Source organism: Aquimarina sp. AD1, from assembly GCF_003443695.1.
Classification (GTDB): domain Bacteria; phylum Bacteroidota; class Bacteroidia; order Flavobacteriales; family Flavobacteriaceae; genus Aquimarina; species Aquimarina latercula.
Map to the genome: position 1 here is coordinate 1,812,501 of NZ_CP031966.1, position 17,837 is coordinate 1,830,337.

16 protein-coding genes and 1 rRNA gene are annotated in these 17,837 nt (G+C 32.8%); 6 read left to right on the forward strand and 11 right to left on the reverse strand.

What is annotated here, in order from left to right; all coding sequences use genetic code 11:
- Positions 1–8 precede the first annotated feature (8 nt).
- Together D1815_RS08210 and D1815_RS08215 are read right to left on the reverse strand one after the other, a co-directional pair.
- Positions 9–1,530: ribosomal RNA gene (locus D1815_RS08210) — 16S ribosomal RNA — on the reverse strand.
- A 747-nt stretch (positions 1,531–2,277) separates the two neighbouring features.
- A complete protein-coding gene (locus D1815_RS08215; protein WP_027393966.1) occupies positions 2,278–2,982 on the reverse strand; it encodes a DUF4294 domain-containing protein in 705 nt (234 codons plus the stop codon).
- A gap of 107 nt (positions 2,983–3,089) precedes the next feature.
- Here D1815_RS08215 and D1815_RS08220 point away from each other — a divergent pair, with 107 nt between their 5' ends.
- The gene (locus D1815_RS08220; protein WP_051336190.1) at positions 3,090–4,214 is read left to right on the forward strand and encodes a M42 family metallopeptidase; all 1,125 of its coding nucleotides are present in this window, start codon (positions 3,090–3,092) and stop codon (positions 4,212–4,214) included.
- Between the two features lie 51 nt (positions 4,215–4,265).
- Here D1815_RS08220 and acs read toward each other — a convergent pair whose 3' ends face one another.
- The 8 genes from acs to D1815_RS08260 form a co-directional block, all read right to left on the reverse strand.
- Positions 4,266–6,173 (reverse strand): acetate--CoA ligase, encoded by a 1,908-nt coding sequence (gene acs, locus D1815_RS08225; RefSeq protein WP_118386581.1) that lies wholly within the window; start codon positions 6,171–6,173, stop codon positions 4,266–4,268.
- A 139-nt stretch (positions 6,174–6,312) separates the two neighbouring features.
- Positions 6,313–6,678 carry a response regulator transcription factor gene (locus D1815_RS08230; RefSeq protein WP_118386582.1) on the reverse strand — a complete coding sequence of 122 codons (366 nt, stop codon included), beginning with the start codon at positions 6,676–6,678 and terminating at the stop codon, positions 6,313–6,315.
- Positions 6,679–6,738: 60 nt separating this feature from the next.
- The gene (locus tag D1815_RS08235) at positions 6,739–9,438 is read right to left on the reverse strand and encodes a sensor histidine kinase (RefSeq protein WP_118386583.1); all 2,700 of its coding nucleotides are present in this window, start codon (positions 9,436–9,438) and stop codon (positions 6,739–6,741) included.
- On the reverse strand, positions 9,431–9,625 hold the full coding sequence (locus D1815_RS08240) for a hypothetical protein (RefSeq protein ID WP_027393970.1): 195 nt from the start codon (positions 9,623–9,625) through the stop codon (positions 9,431–9,433). The genes D1815_RS08235 and D1815_RS08240 overlap by 8 nt, the downstream gene beginning before the upstream one ends.
- 66 nt (positions 9,626–9,691) lie before the next feature.
- The gene (locus D1815_RS08245; RefSeq protein ID WP_027393971.1) at positions 9,692–11,482 is read right to left on the reverse strand and encodes a sodium:solute symporter family protein; all 1,791 of its coding nucleotides are present in this window, start codon (positions 11,480–11,482) and stop codon (positions 9,692–9,694) included.
- Between the two features lie 126 nt (positions 11,483–11,608).
- On the reverse strand, positions 11,609–11,872 hold the full coding sequence (locus tag D1815_RS08250; protein ID WP_027393972.1) for a DUF4212 domain-containing protein: 264 nt from the start codon (positions 11,870–11,872) through the stop codon (positions 11,609–11,611).
- A gap of 11 nt (positions 11,873–11,883) precedes the next feature.
- On the reverse strand, positions 11,884–13,116 hold the full coding sequence (locus D1815_RS08255; protein WP_118386584.1) for a hypothetical protein: 1,233 nt from the start codon (positions 13,114–13,116) through the stop codon (positions 11,884–11,886).
- Positions 13,117–13,226: 110 nt separating this feature from the next.
- Entirely contained in the window at positions 13,227–13,646 is a 420-nt protein-coding gene (locus tag D1815_RS08260; protein WP_027393974.1) for a helix-turn-helix domain-containing protein, read from the reverse strand.
- A gap of 158 nt (positions 13,647–13,804) precedes the next feature.
- Here D1815_RS08260 and D1815_RS08265 point away from each other — a divergent pair, with 158 nt between their 5' ends.
- The 3 genes from D1815_RS08265 (at position 13,805) to D1815_RS08275 (ending at position 15,780) form a co-directional block, all read left to right on the forward strand.
- Positions 13,805–14,359: an NUDIX domain-containing protein gene (locus D1815_RS08265; protein ID WP_118386585.1), complete on the forward strand. Its 555-nt coding sequence runs from the start codon at positions 13,805–13,807 to the stop codon at positions 14,357–14,359.
- 94 nt (positions 14,360–14,453) lie between these two features.
- Positions 14,454–14,906 (forward strand): Dps family protein, encoded by a 453-nt coding sequence (locus D1815_RS08270; RefSeq protein ID WP_118386586.1) that lies wholly within the window; start codon positions 14,454–14,456, stop codon positions 14,904–14,906.
- A gap of 10 nt (positions 14,907–14,916) precedes the next feature.
- Positions 14,917–15,780, forward strand: a complete 864-nt coding sequence (locus D1815_RS08275) for an SdiA-regulated domain-containing protein (protein WP_081415641.1) — start codon at positions 14,917–14,919, stop codon at positions 15,778–15,780.
- A 6-nt stretch (positions 15,781–15,786) separates the two neighbouring features.
- Here D1815_RS08275 and D1815_RS08280 read toward each other — a convergent pair whose 3' ends face one another.
- A complete protein-coding gene (locus D1815_RS08280) occupies positions 15,787–16,329 on the reverse strand; it encodes a GNAT family N-acetyltransferase (protein ID WP_118386587.1) in 543 nt (180 codons plus the stop codon).
- Positions 16,330–16,640: 311 nt separating this feature from the next.
- Here D1815_RS08280 and D1815_RS08285 point away from each other — a divergent pair, with 311 nt between their 5' ends.
- Together D1815_RS08285 and D1815_RS08290 are read left to right on the forward strand one after the other, a co-directional pair.
- Positions 16,641–16,928: a hypothetical protein gene (locus D1815_RS08285; RefSeq protein ID WP_118386588.1), complete on the forward strand. Its 288-nt coding sequence runs from the start codon at positions 16,641–16,643 to the stop codon at positions 16,926–16,928.
- Between the two features lie 400 nt (positions 16,929–17,328).
- Positions 17,329–17,790, forward strand: coding sequence for a hypothetical protein (locus D1815_RS08290; RefSeq protein WP_162897349.1), 462 nt, complete (start codon positions 17,329–17,331; stop codon positions 17,788–17,790).
- Positions 17,791–17,837 lie beyond the last annotated feature (47 nt).

Consider the following 17,837-nt stretch of genomic DNA (forward strand, 5'->3'; position numbering starts at 1 on the left):
TTCTCTAGAAAGGAGGTGTTCCAGCCGCACCTTCCGGTACGGCTACCTTGTTACGACTTAGCCCCAGTTACCAGTTTTACCCTAGGCCGCTCCTTACGGTGACGGACTTCAGGTACCCCCAGCTTCCATGGCTTGACGGGCGGTGTGTACAAGGCCCGGGAACGTATTCACCGGATCATGGCTGATATCCGATTACTAGCGATTCCAGCTTCACGGAGTCGAGTTGCAGACTCCGATCCGAACTGTGATAGGTTTTATAGATTCGCTCCTTCTCGCAAAGTGGCTGCTCTCTGTACCTACCATTGTAGCACGTGTGTGGCCCAGGACGTAAGGGCCGTGATGATTTGACGTCATCCCCACCTTCCTCGCGGTTTGCACCGGCAGTCTTGCTAGAGTTCCCGACATTACTCGCTGGCAACTAACAACAGGGGTTGCGCTCGTTATAGGACTTAACCTGACACCTCACGGCACGAGCTGACGACAACCATGCAGCACCTTGTAATATGTCCGAAGAAAAGTCTATCTCTAAACCTGTCATACTACATTTAAGCCCTGGTAAGGTTCCTCGCGTATCATCGAATTAAACCACATGCTCCACCGCTTGTGCGGGCCCCCGTCAATTCCTTTGAGTTTCATTCTTGCGAACGTACTCCCCAGGTGGGTTACTTATCACTTTCGCTTAGCCACTCAGACCGAAGTCCGAACAGCTAGTAACCATCGTTTACGGCGTGGACTACCAGGGTATCTAATCCTGTTCGCTACCCACGCTTTCGTCCCTTAGCGTCAATACATTATTAGTGATCTGCCTTCGCAATCGGTATTCTAAGTAATATCTATGCATTTCACCGCTACACTACTTATTCTAACCACTTCATAATGATTCAAGACCTGCAGTATCAATGGCAATTTTCCGGTTGAGCCGAAAACTTTCACCACTGACTTACAGACCCGCCTACGGACCCTTTAAACCCAATGATTCCGGATAACGCTTGGATCCTCCGTATTACCGCGGCTGCTGGCACGGAGTTAGCCGATCCTTATTCGTAGAGTACCGTCAGAGTTCCACACGTGGAACTGTTTCTTCCTCTATAAAAGTAGTTTACAACCCATAGGGCAGTCTTCCTACACGCGGCATGGCTGGATCAGAGTTGCCTCCATTGTCCAATATTCCTCACTGCTGCCTCCCGTAGGAGTCTGGTCCGTGTCTCAGTACCAGTGTGGGGGATCTCCCTCTCAGGACCCCTATCTATCGTTGCCTTGGTATGCCGTTACCATACCAACTAGCTAATAGAACGCATAGCCATCTTATAGCAATAAATCTTTAATGATTAAATGATGCCATCTTATCATACTATAAGGTATTAATCCAAATTTCTCTGGGCTATCCCTTACTATAAGGTAGGTTCTATACGCGTTACGCACCCGTGCGCCGGTCGTCGTCAAGTGCAAGCACTCACGTTACCCCTCGACTTGCATGTGTTAAGCCTGCCGCTAGCGTTCATCCTGAGCCAGGATCAAACTCTTCATCGTGTATTCTTAAATATTATTTAACAATAACAACAGGAATTTTAAATCGTATCTCAAAAATGCTTCTAGTCTTAATTCTTATTGTAATATGATCGTAATTAAATACAACCATAATACGCGCTGTCAATCAATATATCAATGAACTTTTTTAACTAACTGAAAACAATCTTCATTGCCAGTCGTTAATCGAAAATTAACAAGGAATCGAACCCTATAAATGAACCTAATCACTCTACTCCAGTACAACTTTTATTCTTATGAACTTCGCTTGTTTCTCAAAGCGGGTGCAAATATACAACCTCTTTTTAATTCCACAAAACTTTTTTGAAAAAAAATAAAGTTTTTTTTAGAACCTGAACCAAATCTACAAAAGCATCTAAACCTCAGTAAAACCTAACTCAAACAAACAAAATCAATCTCAATGAACACAACAAAACAATATCCCGTTTTGCGGGTGCAAACATACAACCCTTTTTCTAATCAACAACAAAAAAAATAAGTATTTTTTTAAAGAAATTTTGAACTTACTGGTTTTTAAAAAGTTGGAAAGCGAAGATAATAAAATAAATCAAAATAAAGGATAAAAGTTTTTAACAATACAAGTACAGCTTTTCTCACTCCCTAAATCCATAACAACCACAAATACAACATCTTAAATTAAAACTTAGATTATCAATATCAATAAATCAGAAGTTTTCTAGGAGATAGTATTAAAAAGAGTACTTATTAAATAAAAGAAATATAATAACACTAATTCTTTGTGGCAGTAGTTTTAATTGTATCGTTCCATTTGTTTCTAAGGTCATAAAAACTAAAATCCAATGCCGTTTTTTGTTCTTCTAATATATTAGATTGAAAACTTCTTTGTAGAATATCTTCGATCCAATAATCTTCCTCTACATTAATAGGGTCATATTCTTCTTTTAAGGAAATGCTAAAAAGTTTAGCTGTACTATTATACCAGAATGCTTTCCAACCGCTTCTATATTCCTTTACCAAATCAAACATTGTCTGACCAGTTTGCCTGTGAATTAACTTTACTAAAATCTGTCCTTCCGTACGCGTCATCTTTTTTAACTCTGCTGTAAATTCTTCTTCCATATACTTCTGAAGTATTTTTACATATTTTTTACGAGCACTTTTAGACTTAATATTTTTTAATCTTTCATTTAACGTTGTTAGCCTATCTGATGCTAATTTTGCGTATGGATAAACTTTTCTTGTTTTGCGTCTTAATATAAGATACTTTCTTCTTGCTAGTCTATCTTTAAATTTCAACTTACCCAATATCACCACTTCATCAAGGTCAATAGCATCGTGTGGAATCGTATCTCCTTCTATAATATAGTATTGTACATACCCCGTAGAATCAGTTTTTATTGAATCTATTTCCTTTTGACACAAAACCGTCAATGGAAATAATATCATTAATATGTACATTATTTTTTTCTGCATAATAGATATTGATCTTCTAAAATCATTCCAAAATTAACAATAAACAGTTTGTAAACTGTAAAATCTTTGTGAATATTATTAACTTCGTACAAAACAAATTTATATAAATGGCTAAAAAAAGTATACTAAATAAAAAGTCTTTGACTTTTCTTGAGAAGTATTTGAACAATGCGGCGCCTACAGGTTATGAATGGGAAGGGCAAAAAATCTGGATGGATTATTTAAAACCTTATGTAGATGATTTTATTACTGATACATATGGAACTGCTGTTGCTGTCATTAATCCTAAAGCTAAATACAAAGTAGTAATTGAAGGGCACGCTGATGAAATTTCATGGTATGTAAACTATATTACGGACAATGGTTTAATTTATGTTATTAGAAATGGCGGTAGTGATCACCAAATAGCGACATCAAAACGCGTAAACATTCATACAAAAAAAGGAATTGTACAAGGCGTATTCGGTTGGCCAGCAATCCACACAAGAAATAAAGCTAAAGAAGAAGCTCCTAAATTAAGTAACATATGTATTGATGTTGGGTGCAATACCAAAGAGGAAGTATTAGCTCTTGGAGTTCATGTTGGTTGTGTAATAACATATCCTGACGAGTTTTTTATTCTTAATAATGATAAGTTTGTTTGTCGTGCTTTAGATAACAGAATGGGTGGTTTTATGATCGCTGAAGTTGCTCGTTTACTAAAGGAAAACAAGGATAAACTTGATTTTGGTCTTTATATTACTAATTCTGTACAAGAAGAAATTGGTCTTAGAGGTGCCGAAATGATCACGCATACTATACAACCCGATGTAGCTATCGTAACGGATGTCTGTCATGACACAACCACTCCTATGATAGAAAGAAAAACTGAAGGTGAAACCAAAATTGGTGATGGCCCTGTAATTTCTTATGCTCCTGCTGTACAAAATAGACTTAGAGAATTGTTGATTGATACTGCAGAAAAAAAGAAAATACCTTTTCAGCGCATGGCATCAAGTAGATCAACAGGAACGGACACTGATGCATTTGCATATAGTAATGGTGGTGTTGCATCGGCATTAATCTCTTTACCTCTTCGCTATATGCATACTACTGTAGAAATGGTTCATAGAGATGATGTAGAAAATGTTATACGTCTTATTTACGAAAGTTTGCTTTCTATAAAATCGGGAGAAACTTTTAGTTATTTTGAAAAACCTAAACCTAGAGCAAGAGCTAAATCAAAAAAATAACAAATTAAAAAGCCTCGCAAATGCGAGGCTTTTTAATTAATACAGAAAATACTACAGTGCATTATCCATTATCTCTTGAACTACTTCTGGATTTAATAATGTACTCGTATCTCCAAGGTTCGATGTATCTTTAGAAGCTATCTTTCTCAAGATACGCCTCATAATCTTCCCACTTCTGGTTTTAGGCAATCCGGATACGAATTGAATTTTATCTAATTTAGCAATCGGTCCTATACGTTCAGTTATTTGTTGATTCACCTCTTTGCTCAAATTATCACGATCTCTAGATTCTCCAACTTCTTTAAGAATTACAAAACCATACAAGGCATTTCCTTTAATATCGTGCGGAAAGCCGACAATGGCCGATTCTGCTACCGCAGGATGTTCATTAATTGCATCTTCTATTGGTGCAGTTCCCAAATTATGACCGGATACAATAATCACATCATCTACTCTACCGGTTATCCTATAATACCCAACCTCATCTCTGAAAGCTCCGTCTCCAGTAAAGTATTTATTATTAAACGCAGAAAAATAAGTATCCTTATATCTCTTATGGTTACCCCAAATAGTTCTTGCTATGGAAGGCCAAGGAAACTTAACACACAATCTTCCTTCTACCTGATTTCCTTCAATTTCATTTCCATTTTCATCCATAAGTACCGGTTGTACACCAGGCATTGGAAGTGTTGCATATGTAGGCTTTGTTGGTGTCGCAAAAGGAATAGGTGAAATTAAGATTCCTCCTGTTTCAGTTTGCCACCAAGTATCTACTATTGGACATTTCTTTTCACCTACATGATCATTATACCAATGCCAAGCTTCTTCATTTATTGGTTCTCCAACCGTACCTAACACCTTTAGACTTGATAAATCGTACTCAGTAACATAGTCTAAATTTTCCTTCGCCAAAGCTCTTATAGCTGTTGGAGCAGTATAAAACTGAGTAATCTTATGCTTTTGAACTATATCCCAAAACCTTCCAAAATCGGGATAGGATGGTACTCCTTCAAACATTACTGTTGTCGCTCCATTTGCTAATGGGCCATATACAATATATGAATGTCCTGTAATCCACCCTATATCAGCCGTACACCAATAAATATCATCTTCCTTGTATTGAAAAACATTTTTAAAACTATATGCAGTATAGACCATATAACCCGCAGTAGTATGCATCATACCTTTTGGTTTTCCTGTAGAACCAGAGGTATATAATATAAATAGAGGATCCTCTGCATCCATGACCTCAGGAATACATTCGGTATCTGCACTATCTAGTAAAGGCTGTAACCATTCATCTCGATCTGGTTTCATCTGTATATCAGACTTTATTCTTTTTACCACCAGAACAGAGTTAATCCCAGGACAATCTTCTAATGCATCATCTACAATACTTTTTAGATCAATTGTTTTTGCTCCTCTATAGGATCCATCGGAGGTAATAACCATTTTAGCATCACAGTCGTTAATCCTAGTTGACAATGCTGTGGCAGAAAACCCCGCAAATACTACAGAATGAATAGCACCTATTCTTGCACAAGCTAAAACTGAAATTGCTAATTCTGGGATCATTGGAAGATAAATACAAATTCTATCTCCTTTTTGAATCCCTTTACTTTTAAGAACATTCGCAAATTTACATACTCGTTCATGCAATTGATTATATGTAATATGCTCTGTAGGATCTTTAGGATTATTAGGCTCAAACAAAATGGCAGTTTTATCTCCTCGAACATATAAATGCCTATCTATACAATTTTCTGTAATGTTCAATTTTGCGCCTTGGAACCATTTTACTTCTGGTTTGGTAAAATCCCATTCCAGTACCTTATCCCATTTCTTTCTCCATAAAAAATGTTCTTCTGCTATTTCACTCCAAAAAAGCTCTGGATTTCTAACAGATTTTCTATATACCTGAAAATATTCTTCAAGATGTTTTATGTGATAATTACTCATTATAGTTGGTTTTATATTTTTTTAATATTCAATTTCTTAATAATCATTTTACCTTACATAATTATTTAGGCAAACAACACTTTATTGTTGCTAAAAAACATTTACTTATGTTTTTTTAACATCTAATACTCTGTTTTTTTTATTCAATTAAAGTTTTTATTTCTGCCACTACTTTTTTAACCGAAAATGGTTTTAATAAATATTTATCAGCCCCCATTTCTAATCCTTTTTCTATATCAGCAGTTTTGTTTTTAGCACTTAAGAACACTACTTTAATTTTTTCTGTTTTTGGATTCTTTCTTATATATTCAATTGTTTGATATCCATCCACGTTGGGCATCATTATATCCAATAATACTACGTCCGGTATCTGTGTTTCTAAAATCTGAATAGCTTCACTTCCATCTCTAGCGATAAAAACTTCATAATTTTGTTTTTTAAAAGTATATTCTAGAGACATTACTATATTAGGCTCATCATCTACTATTAATATTTTTTTCTGCATTTGTCGTAGGTTTTCTATCCTTTCGTAAGATAAAATTTCTTTTTATTTCATTTCTAAAAATTAGCTTATTACATTTTGTGGCAAATCAATAATAAACCTGGCCCCTTTACTAAAAGAATCATCAATCCATATTTTACCTGAATGCCCTTCCATAATTTGTTTACAGATAGCCAATCCCAATCCGCTACCAACAGGTTTCTTAATATTTTGATTATTTGACTGGTAAAACTTATCAAAAATGTATTTTCTATCTCCCTCGGAAATACCTTTCCCGTTATCCTGTATTATTATTCTAACAAGGTTATCAACTTCTGAAAGTGTAATTGTTATCAATCCATTTTTATTCTCTACAAACTTAATCGCATTAGATAAAACATTAGTAAAGACCTGTTGCATCCTGTCCTCATCATAAAAAACAAGAATTTTGTCAGGTAAATCAGAGGTAATAATTTTAATTTCCTTTTGTTTTGTTATCGTTGATACCCCAGTAATTATTTGTTTTAAGGTATCAACCAAATTATTATTCTTTTTATCAAAAATTTCTCTACCAGAAGAAAGTTTCTCTAAATCGAGTATATTATGTATTAATCGAGAAAGTCTTTTTGCATCCATTAGAACAGTACTTAAGAATTGTGTTTTCAATTCACTTGGCATATCATCTTCATCATCTAATAAAACTTCTGCCGCTGCTCTTATAGATGTAATCGGAGTTTTAAGTTCATGCGCTACTGTATCTAAAAATTCATCCTTTATTTTATCCTGAAGTTTCAATTCTTCATTCGCTTGTTTTAACTCTTCCGTTAGTTCAATAAGTTCATTTGATCTTTGTTTTAAAAATTTATTTGTTGAAATTGTTTTTTTGCTTTCTTCTAAAATTTTTAAAACTTCTACCAACGTAACAGGTTGTTCCTTTACAACACTAGCAATCAAGATTCGTGAAGAAGCTCCTCCAATGCTTCCGGTTAATAGTTTTTCTGAAAAATTAATTAATCGGGCATCTGCTTTTTCTTCATTAATAGATAAACCATATTTTTTATAAAATAATTTCAAAGCTCTTTCGGTTCTTGTGGTACCAAGAAATTTAGTTAATAGGTTTCTAATATCTGAAACATAGGCTTCTCCTTTCCATACATATGCACTCTCCTGAAGAGAATTATAACTATTATTCACAAACATTTCGGCATAATTACGCTCCCTATAATTTCCTTTTCTAGAAAGAGAAACTGATAAATACACCAAGGTATTAAAAAACAAACTCCAAAAGAATGCATGAGTAACCGGTGTCATAAAATCTATTCCAAATAATTCATACGGTTTTAATAGTTCTATCCCAAAAGCTCCATTGCGAATAAAACCAGTATCGCCCAATATAATATCCATTACGAATGGTAAGATTAATGTATACACTGTTATCAATGTTCCCGTAATTATCGATGCTTTGGCGGCAATCGCCGAACCTCTGTTCCAAAACAATCCAATAAAAAATGCTGGTGCTAATTGCGATATAACTACAAAAGAAATTTGTCCGATTGAAAACAAAGATAATTGCACATTAAAATTAATATAAAACAAATAGGCTCCAACTATCAATATAAAGATTGCAGTTCTTCTAATGTTTTTAATATAATAAGCATTTCGTTCCGGATGACTTCTACTAAATTTATCAAGAAAACCATAAGGAATAATTAGATTATTACTTAGCATTACCGATAATGCCAATGTAGAAACTACTACCATAGAAATTACTGCAGAAAATCCTCCTAAAAAGACCAAAGTAGCCAGAAATATGTTATCATTTTGCAGTGGCAACAACAATGTATAATAATCCGGATTAAGATTATCGCCAAGACTTAATTTTCCTCCCCAAGCAACAAATATTACAAATAAATTAAATAACAAAAGATATAATGGAAATAACCAAATTGCCTTCTTAAGGTGCTTTTCTGATGTATTTTCTATAACAGAAACCTGAAACTGTCTCGGTAATAGAAAAATAGCAAAAAACGACAATGCGATCATAAAATACCAATTAATACCGGCTTCTAAACCATTAAGTGTAGTAAGTGATTCAAAATTTTCAACTTTGGAAATTTTATCATAAATATCAGTGGTTCCATCAAATAAAAAATAAGTGACGTAAATCCCAATTGTTAAAAAGAAAACTAATTTTAAAACTGATTCTACTGCTACAGAAAACACAATTCCCTGTCTTCTTCTGGTAGCATCAGTAAGTTGAGTTCCAAAAAACGCCGCAAAAACAGCTAATAATAATGCTACGTAAAACGTAGTGTCTTGAAAAATTGAAGATGAAGAAAGACTTGTATCTATAGAAATAATCGCAAATGTTTCGGATACTGCTTTTAATTGCAATGAAATGTATGGTACAATACTGATCACACAAATTATAGTCACCAACGCTCCCAAGAATCGGTTATTACCATAGCGTAAAGAAACAAAATCAGCGATACTTGATATCTTTTGTTCCTTGGAGATTCTTATTATCTTTTTTAATACTATAATCCATAGAGGAAATGCAATTACCGGCCCCAAATATGTTGTCAAAAAGCTTATACCTGATGTAGCTGCAATCCCGACACTACCATAATATGTCCAAGCTGAACAATAAACCGCTAATGATAAAGTATATACATATGCATTATTGACCCAACTACTTTTCGCTTTTTTTTCTGCCCATAGAGCAATCCCAAACAAAAGTGCCAGGTATATTATAATTATGAATATTAAAATATAATTATTCATAATACTTCATTAAAATAATTGCAGCTATTAAAACTCCAATAGCCCAAATCAAAAAAATAGAAAAAAACATTATAGGAAACCCCAATACACTTCCTGAATGGTTAAATATTAACACCAATGGGATATTAAAAAGTAATAACAACACTAATGATAGTATGATCAATTTTTGTTGATGTCGTTTTTTCATGCAATATTATTATGCTTTTAAAGCCTATGCGATTAACAAAACTCACATAGGCCTCTATATCTTTTATTAATGATTTACGGCTTCTCCTGCTCCGCTCGGTATTCTAATATTTTCTACAATTTCTTGAACATCTTGAGGTGGCGCCGCAGTGAGTTTACAGACTACTATAGAAACTATAAAATTAATAACCATAGCTACTGCACCAAAACCTTCTGGAGAAATACCAAACCACCATTCACTAGATGAAGGAAGTGTTTCATCAAACCAACCTAATTTATATTTTATCATATACAACAGCATACATAAAATACCAACTACCATTCCGGCTATTGCACCTTCTTTATTCATTCTCTTATAAAAAATACCTAATACAATCGCTGGAAAAAATGATGCTGCTGCCAAGCCGAAGGCCAAGGCAACCACTGCTGCTACGAATCCAGGTGGATTAATACCAAAATAACCAGCAACACATACCGCTGCTACTGCAGAAAGACGTGCAGCGATCAGCTCTCCTTTTTCAGAAATATCCGGCTTAATCATTTTCTTTATCAAATCATGAGATACTGAAGAAGAAATCACAAGTAACAAACCAGCTGCTGTGGATAAAGCAGCTGCCAATCCTCCTGCAGCAACTAATGCTATTACCCAGTTTGGTAGATTTGCAATCTCAGGATTCGCTAAAACCATAATATCTCTATCTACAAAAAGTTCGTTTTTCGTAGCTGCATTAACATTTGTAATTACTCGTTCACCTTTTTCGCCGCGATTTTTTCCATCAAATACAGGTTTATTCTTATTTCCTTCCACCGCGTGACCACTCGAATATTGGACTTGACCATCTTTGTTTTTATCTACCCATCCTAATAAACCAGTATCTTCCCAGTTTTTAAACCAAGCTGGCAGTTCTTCATACTTCTTATTCTGAACTGATTCTATCAAATTGGTTTTTGCAAAAACCGCAACTGCCGGTGCAGTTGTATATAAAATTGCAATTAAAAGAAGTGCATATCCCGCCGATTTACGAGCATCTTTTACTCGCTTTACAGTGAAAAAACGAACAATCACGTGTGGTAAACCTGCTGTACCAACCATTAAAGCCAATGTTATTGCAAAAACATCTAATAATGATTTAGAACCATCAGTATAAGCTGCAAAACCCAGTTCAGTACTAAGTCCGTCTAACTTATCTAATAAATACATTTCGGAGCCGTCAGTTACAGTACCTCCAAATCCTAATTGAGGAATTGGATTCCCTGTCATTTGAATAGAGATAAAAATTGCTGGAACCATAAAAGCAAATATCAAAACACAATATTGTGCTACTTGTGTATATGTAATTCCTTTCATTCCTCCTAATACCGCATAAAAAAGAACTATAATCATCCCAATGATTACACCTGTATTAATCTCAACTTCTAAAAAACGAGAAAAAACAATTCCCACGCCTCGCATCTGTCCTGCGACATAGGTAAAAGAAACCAACAAAGCACAGAACACCGCTACTGATCTAGCCGTTTTAGAATAATATCGATCGCCAATGAAATCTGGAACAGTAAATTTCCCGAATTTACGGAGATATGGTGCCAATAATAATGCCAACAGCACATAACCGCCAGTCCATCCCATTAAATAGACCGCACCGTCATATCCCGCAAAAGCAATGATTCCCGCCATGGAAATAAAAGAAGCAGCACTCATCCAATCCGCGGCTGTTGCCATACCATTAGCTAAAGGTGATACTCCACCTCCAGCAACATAAAATTCTTTGGTAGATCCCGCTCTTGACCAAATTGCAATACCTATATATAATGCAAACGTAATTCCTACGATAATATAAGTCCATAATTGAACATTCATAATTTTATATCTTAAATTGTTATTTTAATTTTATTTAACCTTTGGTTATTAAACACCAAGGTTAGTTACAAGCAATAAAGCCTCATTCAACGTGTGTGCTTAATTTCTAACCACAACAACAAAATCCTAATCAGTATCATATCCGTACTTTTTATCTAGCTTATTCATTAACCGAACATATACGAAAATCAAGATCACAAACACATAAATTGAACCTTGTTGAGCAAACCAAAAACCTAACCTAAAACCTCCAAGTCGAATATTATTTAAAGCATCTTTAAACAAAATTCCTGCTCCGTAAGAAACTAAAAACCAGATAGCAAGTAGTATAAAAAGGTATTTTACATTTTCCTTCCAGTACGCTTTTGCTTTTTTCCTTTTTTCTGTCATAATATTAGATTTTATAGATAAATCATTGCTTGCAACGTTAATAATCCTTGGGCACTATTATCGCCATATTTTGTATTTTGATACTCTAGTGTTAATTTAGAGTTATGTCCGCTGATATATGCATTTGCTCCAATTCCAAAACTTGTAGCATTATCATCAATAGCATCTATAGATCTGGTTTTAAACAATGCATAAGGTTGAAACTTTATTTTCTTATCTGTATTAGGAATCACATACCCAACATGGCTATACAACATGGATCCTGTTTCATACGTTTGTCCTAAAGTAAAATCTTTTCCATAATCATTATTTTGATAAGTTGCATATGCCGTAATTGCGGAGCCATTACTTCCTATAGGTGCATCATAAAAAGCATCCACAGCTAATATAGCTACATCTTCTCCTTCTAATGTCCCATCATCGTTAGCAAGTACGCTACCATCTGGATGATAGAAGAATCCAGCACCAACATTAAAGACTTTCTTACCACCTAGGTATGTTCCTACTTTGTAAGGTAAGAAGTTTGATTCTTTATCCATAAAATTATACTCAAAATATCCAGCAAAGTTTTTACCTGCATCTTTAGATCCCAATAATCTGCGTCCTGCATAAACTGCCGAACCATTGGCTACTGGATCTACCGCTTCTTGAAGATTGTTTGTTATAGACTCATTAACGGATACTTGATATGAGAAATTACCAAAAGATCCTTTTGCATAAACCCCAATATGTCGAGCAAACTGATCAGATAAACCAATAGTTGCCCAAGATTGTCGATTATTATCTAAAGTCATTATATTTAAAGTACTCTGATTATTTAACCTAGAAATACCATTCCAATAGTGCAACCCTGCTCCTATTGCATGATTTGTTCCTAAACTATATTGTACCCACACACCGTGGAAGAATAATTGAGAACTTTCGCCCAGTCCGGTTGGACTTTGATTATCCGCATTTAAACTATTAAGCCCAAAATGCGTAAGAATAAGAAAGTCTTTATTGATTTGCGAATACAAAAGTACTCTTGCACGTCTGATACTAAAATTAGTATTACTTACATCATCGGGGACATCATCATTATATTGAGCCCAGAACTGAGCCCACGATATTACTCTGAAATATTTAGACCCATCTTCATTAAGTTTCACTTTTAAACCACCAGTATAGTCTGGAGACCCCTGTGAATATGAATACTGAAAGAGAAATAGAAAAATCCCAACCAGCAATATAAATTGCTTTATCATAAAGTTTTAGAGATTAGATTAGTATTAAAATGATTGTGTGCACACTGCTAATCTCATAAAAAGAATGAGTTAACAAAAAAGTACTATACTTTTTTGTTAATTTAATATATCTAATTCCTAAATCGTTCCCATCTTATTAACATAAACTTATCTCCTAGTTCTGTAATTACGAAACCTGCTCCTGATAAATTAGTTGAGTTTTGAAAGTAAATCGACAACTCTGATCCACTGAGAATCTTATATGTAGGATGATAATTATGATTATAAGGCCTCTTTATATTATATTTTTTTACCCAATTCATAATGCTAACATGAGACACCCCCAAAACCCGTTCGATTTCTCGATAAGTTAACCCTTCTAAATACAGTTGCAGCGCTTTATTAACATAATAATCATCGATTTTCTTACCTATCTTATTTACCGAAAAATAATAATTGCAGGATTTACACTTGTATCTTTGTCTATTAGAAACTATTCCACTTTTAATATATTTGTTAGATCCACAGTTTGGGCAGGTTTCGATTTTCATATATATTAAATTTGCATAAATATATTAATTTAGCAATAAAAATTTAACAAACAATTACATTAAACACCAACAAATACTAAAAATAAATGTTATTTATATATAAAATTCATAATAACGAATGATTTTATCGGAAATTAGTATAATCGTATTTCAAAAAAATGGCAGACGAATTAATAGATATTTTAAATAAAAATGCTGAATCTACTGGAGAAGTTAGATTAAAATCTGAAGCACATCAATTAGGATTATATCACGCTAGTGTTCATATATGGTTATATACTATAGATGAAAAAGTTTTAGTCCAACGACGCGCTGGGAATAAGGATACCTATCCAAACCTTTGGGATGTTTCTGTTGCTGGGCATATTGGTGCCGGAGAATTTAAAGAAGATTCTGCTATACGTGAGGCTGAAGAAGAAATTGGGTTATCTCTTAAAAAAACAGACTTAGAGTTTATTGGAAATTATCTATCAGAAAAGCAACCGAACGTTCATATAATAGATAATGAATTTCATTATGTGTATTTAGCTAAATTAACTAAGCCAATAGAGCACCTTACATTGCAGAAAGAAGAGGTTTGTGATGTTAAATTAATTCCTATTCAAGTTATTAAAAATCATCTGGAGGATTTAGAAATAAAAAAGGAATATGTGCCTCATGATATCGAATATTATAATTTCATTCTTAAAGAAATCACAAATCGATTCCAATAATGCCGCGATTACTACTAACTATCGTAAATTCAATTGAAACCATTTAAACTATAGTATTTTTGTATTGAAATAAACAAATCAATAAATAAAAACTATGAAAAATTTAAATAACAACACCGTAAAAGAACTAAATGTCTTATTAGCAGATTATCATTTGTACTATCAAAAGCTAAGAAACTTTCATTGGAATATTACCGGGCGTAATTTTTTTGAATTACATCTAAAATTTGAAGAGCTATATGAAGATGCTAAACTAAAAATTGACGAAATTGCTGAAAGAATTTTGACTCTTAGAGCAAAACCTATTAGTAATTATAGTTCTTACTTAACTACTTCATCTTTAGAAGAAGCTGAAACTAATTTAATAGATCATGAAATGATAACAACTATACTTAAGGATCATGATACTATTTTAAAGCAATTAAGAGTTGTAACAAAAGAAGCTGAAGTAGCTGGAGATGAAGGTACCTTAGATATTACTGGCACATATATTGCTGATTTAGAAAAAACAAGTTGGATGTTAGACGCCTGGAATCAAAAAAGTTAAAACTTATATATTGAAACTAAAAATTTCCATTTTTTTAATAGGTATTACCCTATCTGTTAGTTGCCAAAAGAAAAGTCAACATGATTTTTTAAGTGTAAATCATTTATCAAATTCTTTAAAGGAAATATCTGGCGTAACCAGATTACCAAATGACTCACATCTATATGCTATTAATGATTCTGGAAATGATCATACACTTTTTCGTTTGCTTGAAAATGGAGAAATCTTAGATGAGATCAAAATCCCAAATAGCAAGAATATTGATTGGGAGGATTTGACCTATGATCATCAGAATAATTTATACATAGGAGATTTTGGGAATAATGAAAATAAGAGAAAGAAGCTTACCATTTATACTGTATCAGGAATTACATCAAATTCTCCTGAAACAAGCAGTATAGAGTTTACACTAGAAGATCAAAAAAAGTTTCCACCCTCTAAAAAGAAAAGAAATTTTGATATAGAAGCTTTCATATATAAAGATGGGAGCTTCTATCTTTTTACTAAAAACAGGAGTACTAAATTTAATGGTGAAACAAAATTATACAAACTCTTAAATACACCTGGAAAAAAGCAAGTTGCTAAACTAATTGGTACGTATAAAACATGTAGTGACCCTAATGACTGTTTTATATCTGGTGCCGCCATAAATTCCAAAGGAAATAAAATTGCTCTTCTTACTTATAACAAAATATTTATCTTATCAGACTTTGAAGGTGATCATCTATTTAATGGAAAAATTGAAAAAATAAAACTTAATCACTTCTCTCAAAAAGAAGGGATTTGTTTTAAAAATGACTCTACCTTATTTATTGTCGATGAGCGAAGAAAGAATTCCAAAGGAAAAATATATCAATATCAGCTAGAAAAATAATTACACTTAGTTATTCCAATCTTCCTCTAGCATAGCAAATTCATAATTATCTGACCAACCAGTTTTAAGTGGCAACACTTTTCTTTTATGACCTTCTCTAATCATTCCTATTTTTTCCAAAACTCTCACAGAACCTATATTATCTATAGCACAACCAGCTTCTACCCTATGCAATCCAATTTTTTCGAAACTAAATTTTAAAATTCTTTTAGCTGACTCCGTAGCATATCCCTTAGACCAATAATTAGGATGTAACTTGTACCAAATGGACCCTATACTATACTTAGGGTTTCCAATTTTTAGAGAAACTAAACCAATAAATTCTTTACTTGATTGTATATATATTGCAAAAACAAACTCTTTTCTCATTTCGAAATCATCTATCCATTCCTGAAGATATACATCTGTAACTTCTTTATTAGTAGGTATACCCAAAGCGTTATAAAGATCAACTTCTGGAACAGAGAGCAACTCATGAATTTTAGATAAATTTGACGTATCAACAATTTTTAATTGTAATCGATCAGTAAATAACTCCAACTCTTTCAAAATAATTTAAATTATAGATTATACAAGAACACTTACAAACTCTAAACTACCAAAATAAACAAAAAAGTTATTAACACTTAAGTACTTAAACTAAAGGTTTAACTTTTAATCGACAAAAACAGTAAAATCAGTACCAAACAAATCAAAAAAAGTAGTACAAAACTTACTTTTTAACAATTAACAAGAGATAAACACGCTTTTCATGTTGATTATTAGTACTTTATAGATTTTTTTATTAGTAAATTAGCTATTGAAGAATACTATATCGTCATACTATTTTTCTCTATATAACCCCAAAATCCTATCTATATATGAAAGCTTATCCAGCTTATCTCATGATGATATCTTTTTTTTCATCTGGTTTACTTTTTTCTCAACAAAACGTAACTAACGATGCTAACAAAGTTCATCAATACAAAACACATGAAATTATAAATAATAACTCAAAAACTGTCGAAAAAAAATTAGCTTCTTCTAATATTAGAAAAGTTGAATTGATTGATAAAACCAAAATAAACAATAAAAAAGTTAAGACTAATTTAGAACCTGTTAATAAATCAACGAAACCAATACCAAGAACTACTTTAGATTTATTTTAAAATAATATTTTGTTTTGTGAGCAATTCATTGCTCCTTAATAGAAACTCCTAATATTTCGCATCTTATATTGGGAGTTTCTTATTTTCTCTCCTTTTTTACAAAATAATACTACAATATTCCAAACGGAATAGAACTCTAATTATCGTAAAAAACACCAAAACAATCAATTACAAGAAAATAGTTATTAACAACAAGAGGGACGCTTCATAAATTTAGTTGATAATCAACCTATTAGTAACACTATGTTTTTGAGATAAAAAAACCGTAAAACAAAAGTTATTAACAATAATATTCACAATAAAATAACATTAAACAAAGCCGAATAACGCATTTTAATATAATTATTAATAAATTTGAAGGAAATAACCTACATGTTATATTAACCCCAAATACAATATTATGATAAAAAACTACATGCCCCTAAGTTTTGTTCTAATCCTATTATCTTCTTTTTCTTTTAGTCAAGAAAAAGAATTAAAAAGTCCTATTATTAATGACATTACATTAATAGCAAATACTACCTATATAGTTCCTAAAGAAATCCTGTTGACCAATGGCTCCATATTAACCATAGAAGAAGGTGTAATTCTAAAAAACAATAATAACCCAAAAATTACAATTAGCATTGAAAATGGTTCTAAAGTAATTGCCTCCGGTTCCTACGAAAACCCTATTACTTCAACATCAAACGAAGCTAACACCAAAAAACCAATGATAATTATGAAATCCAATACAGGTAAAAGCAATAATACCATAACGGATAACCATTTTCATTATAAATCTATAGAGAATCCAACTATATGGATGAATTCTCAACCTGCTATTCAAACAGAAATATCAAGTATACAACCTAATTTCTAGTTAATAATAAATTAGATTATTGAAAAACCGCCTAAGTTTAGTTCTTA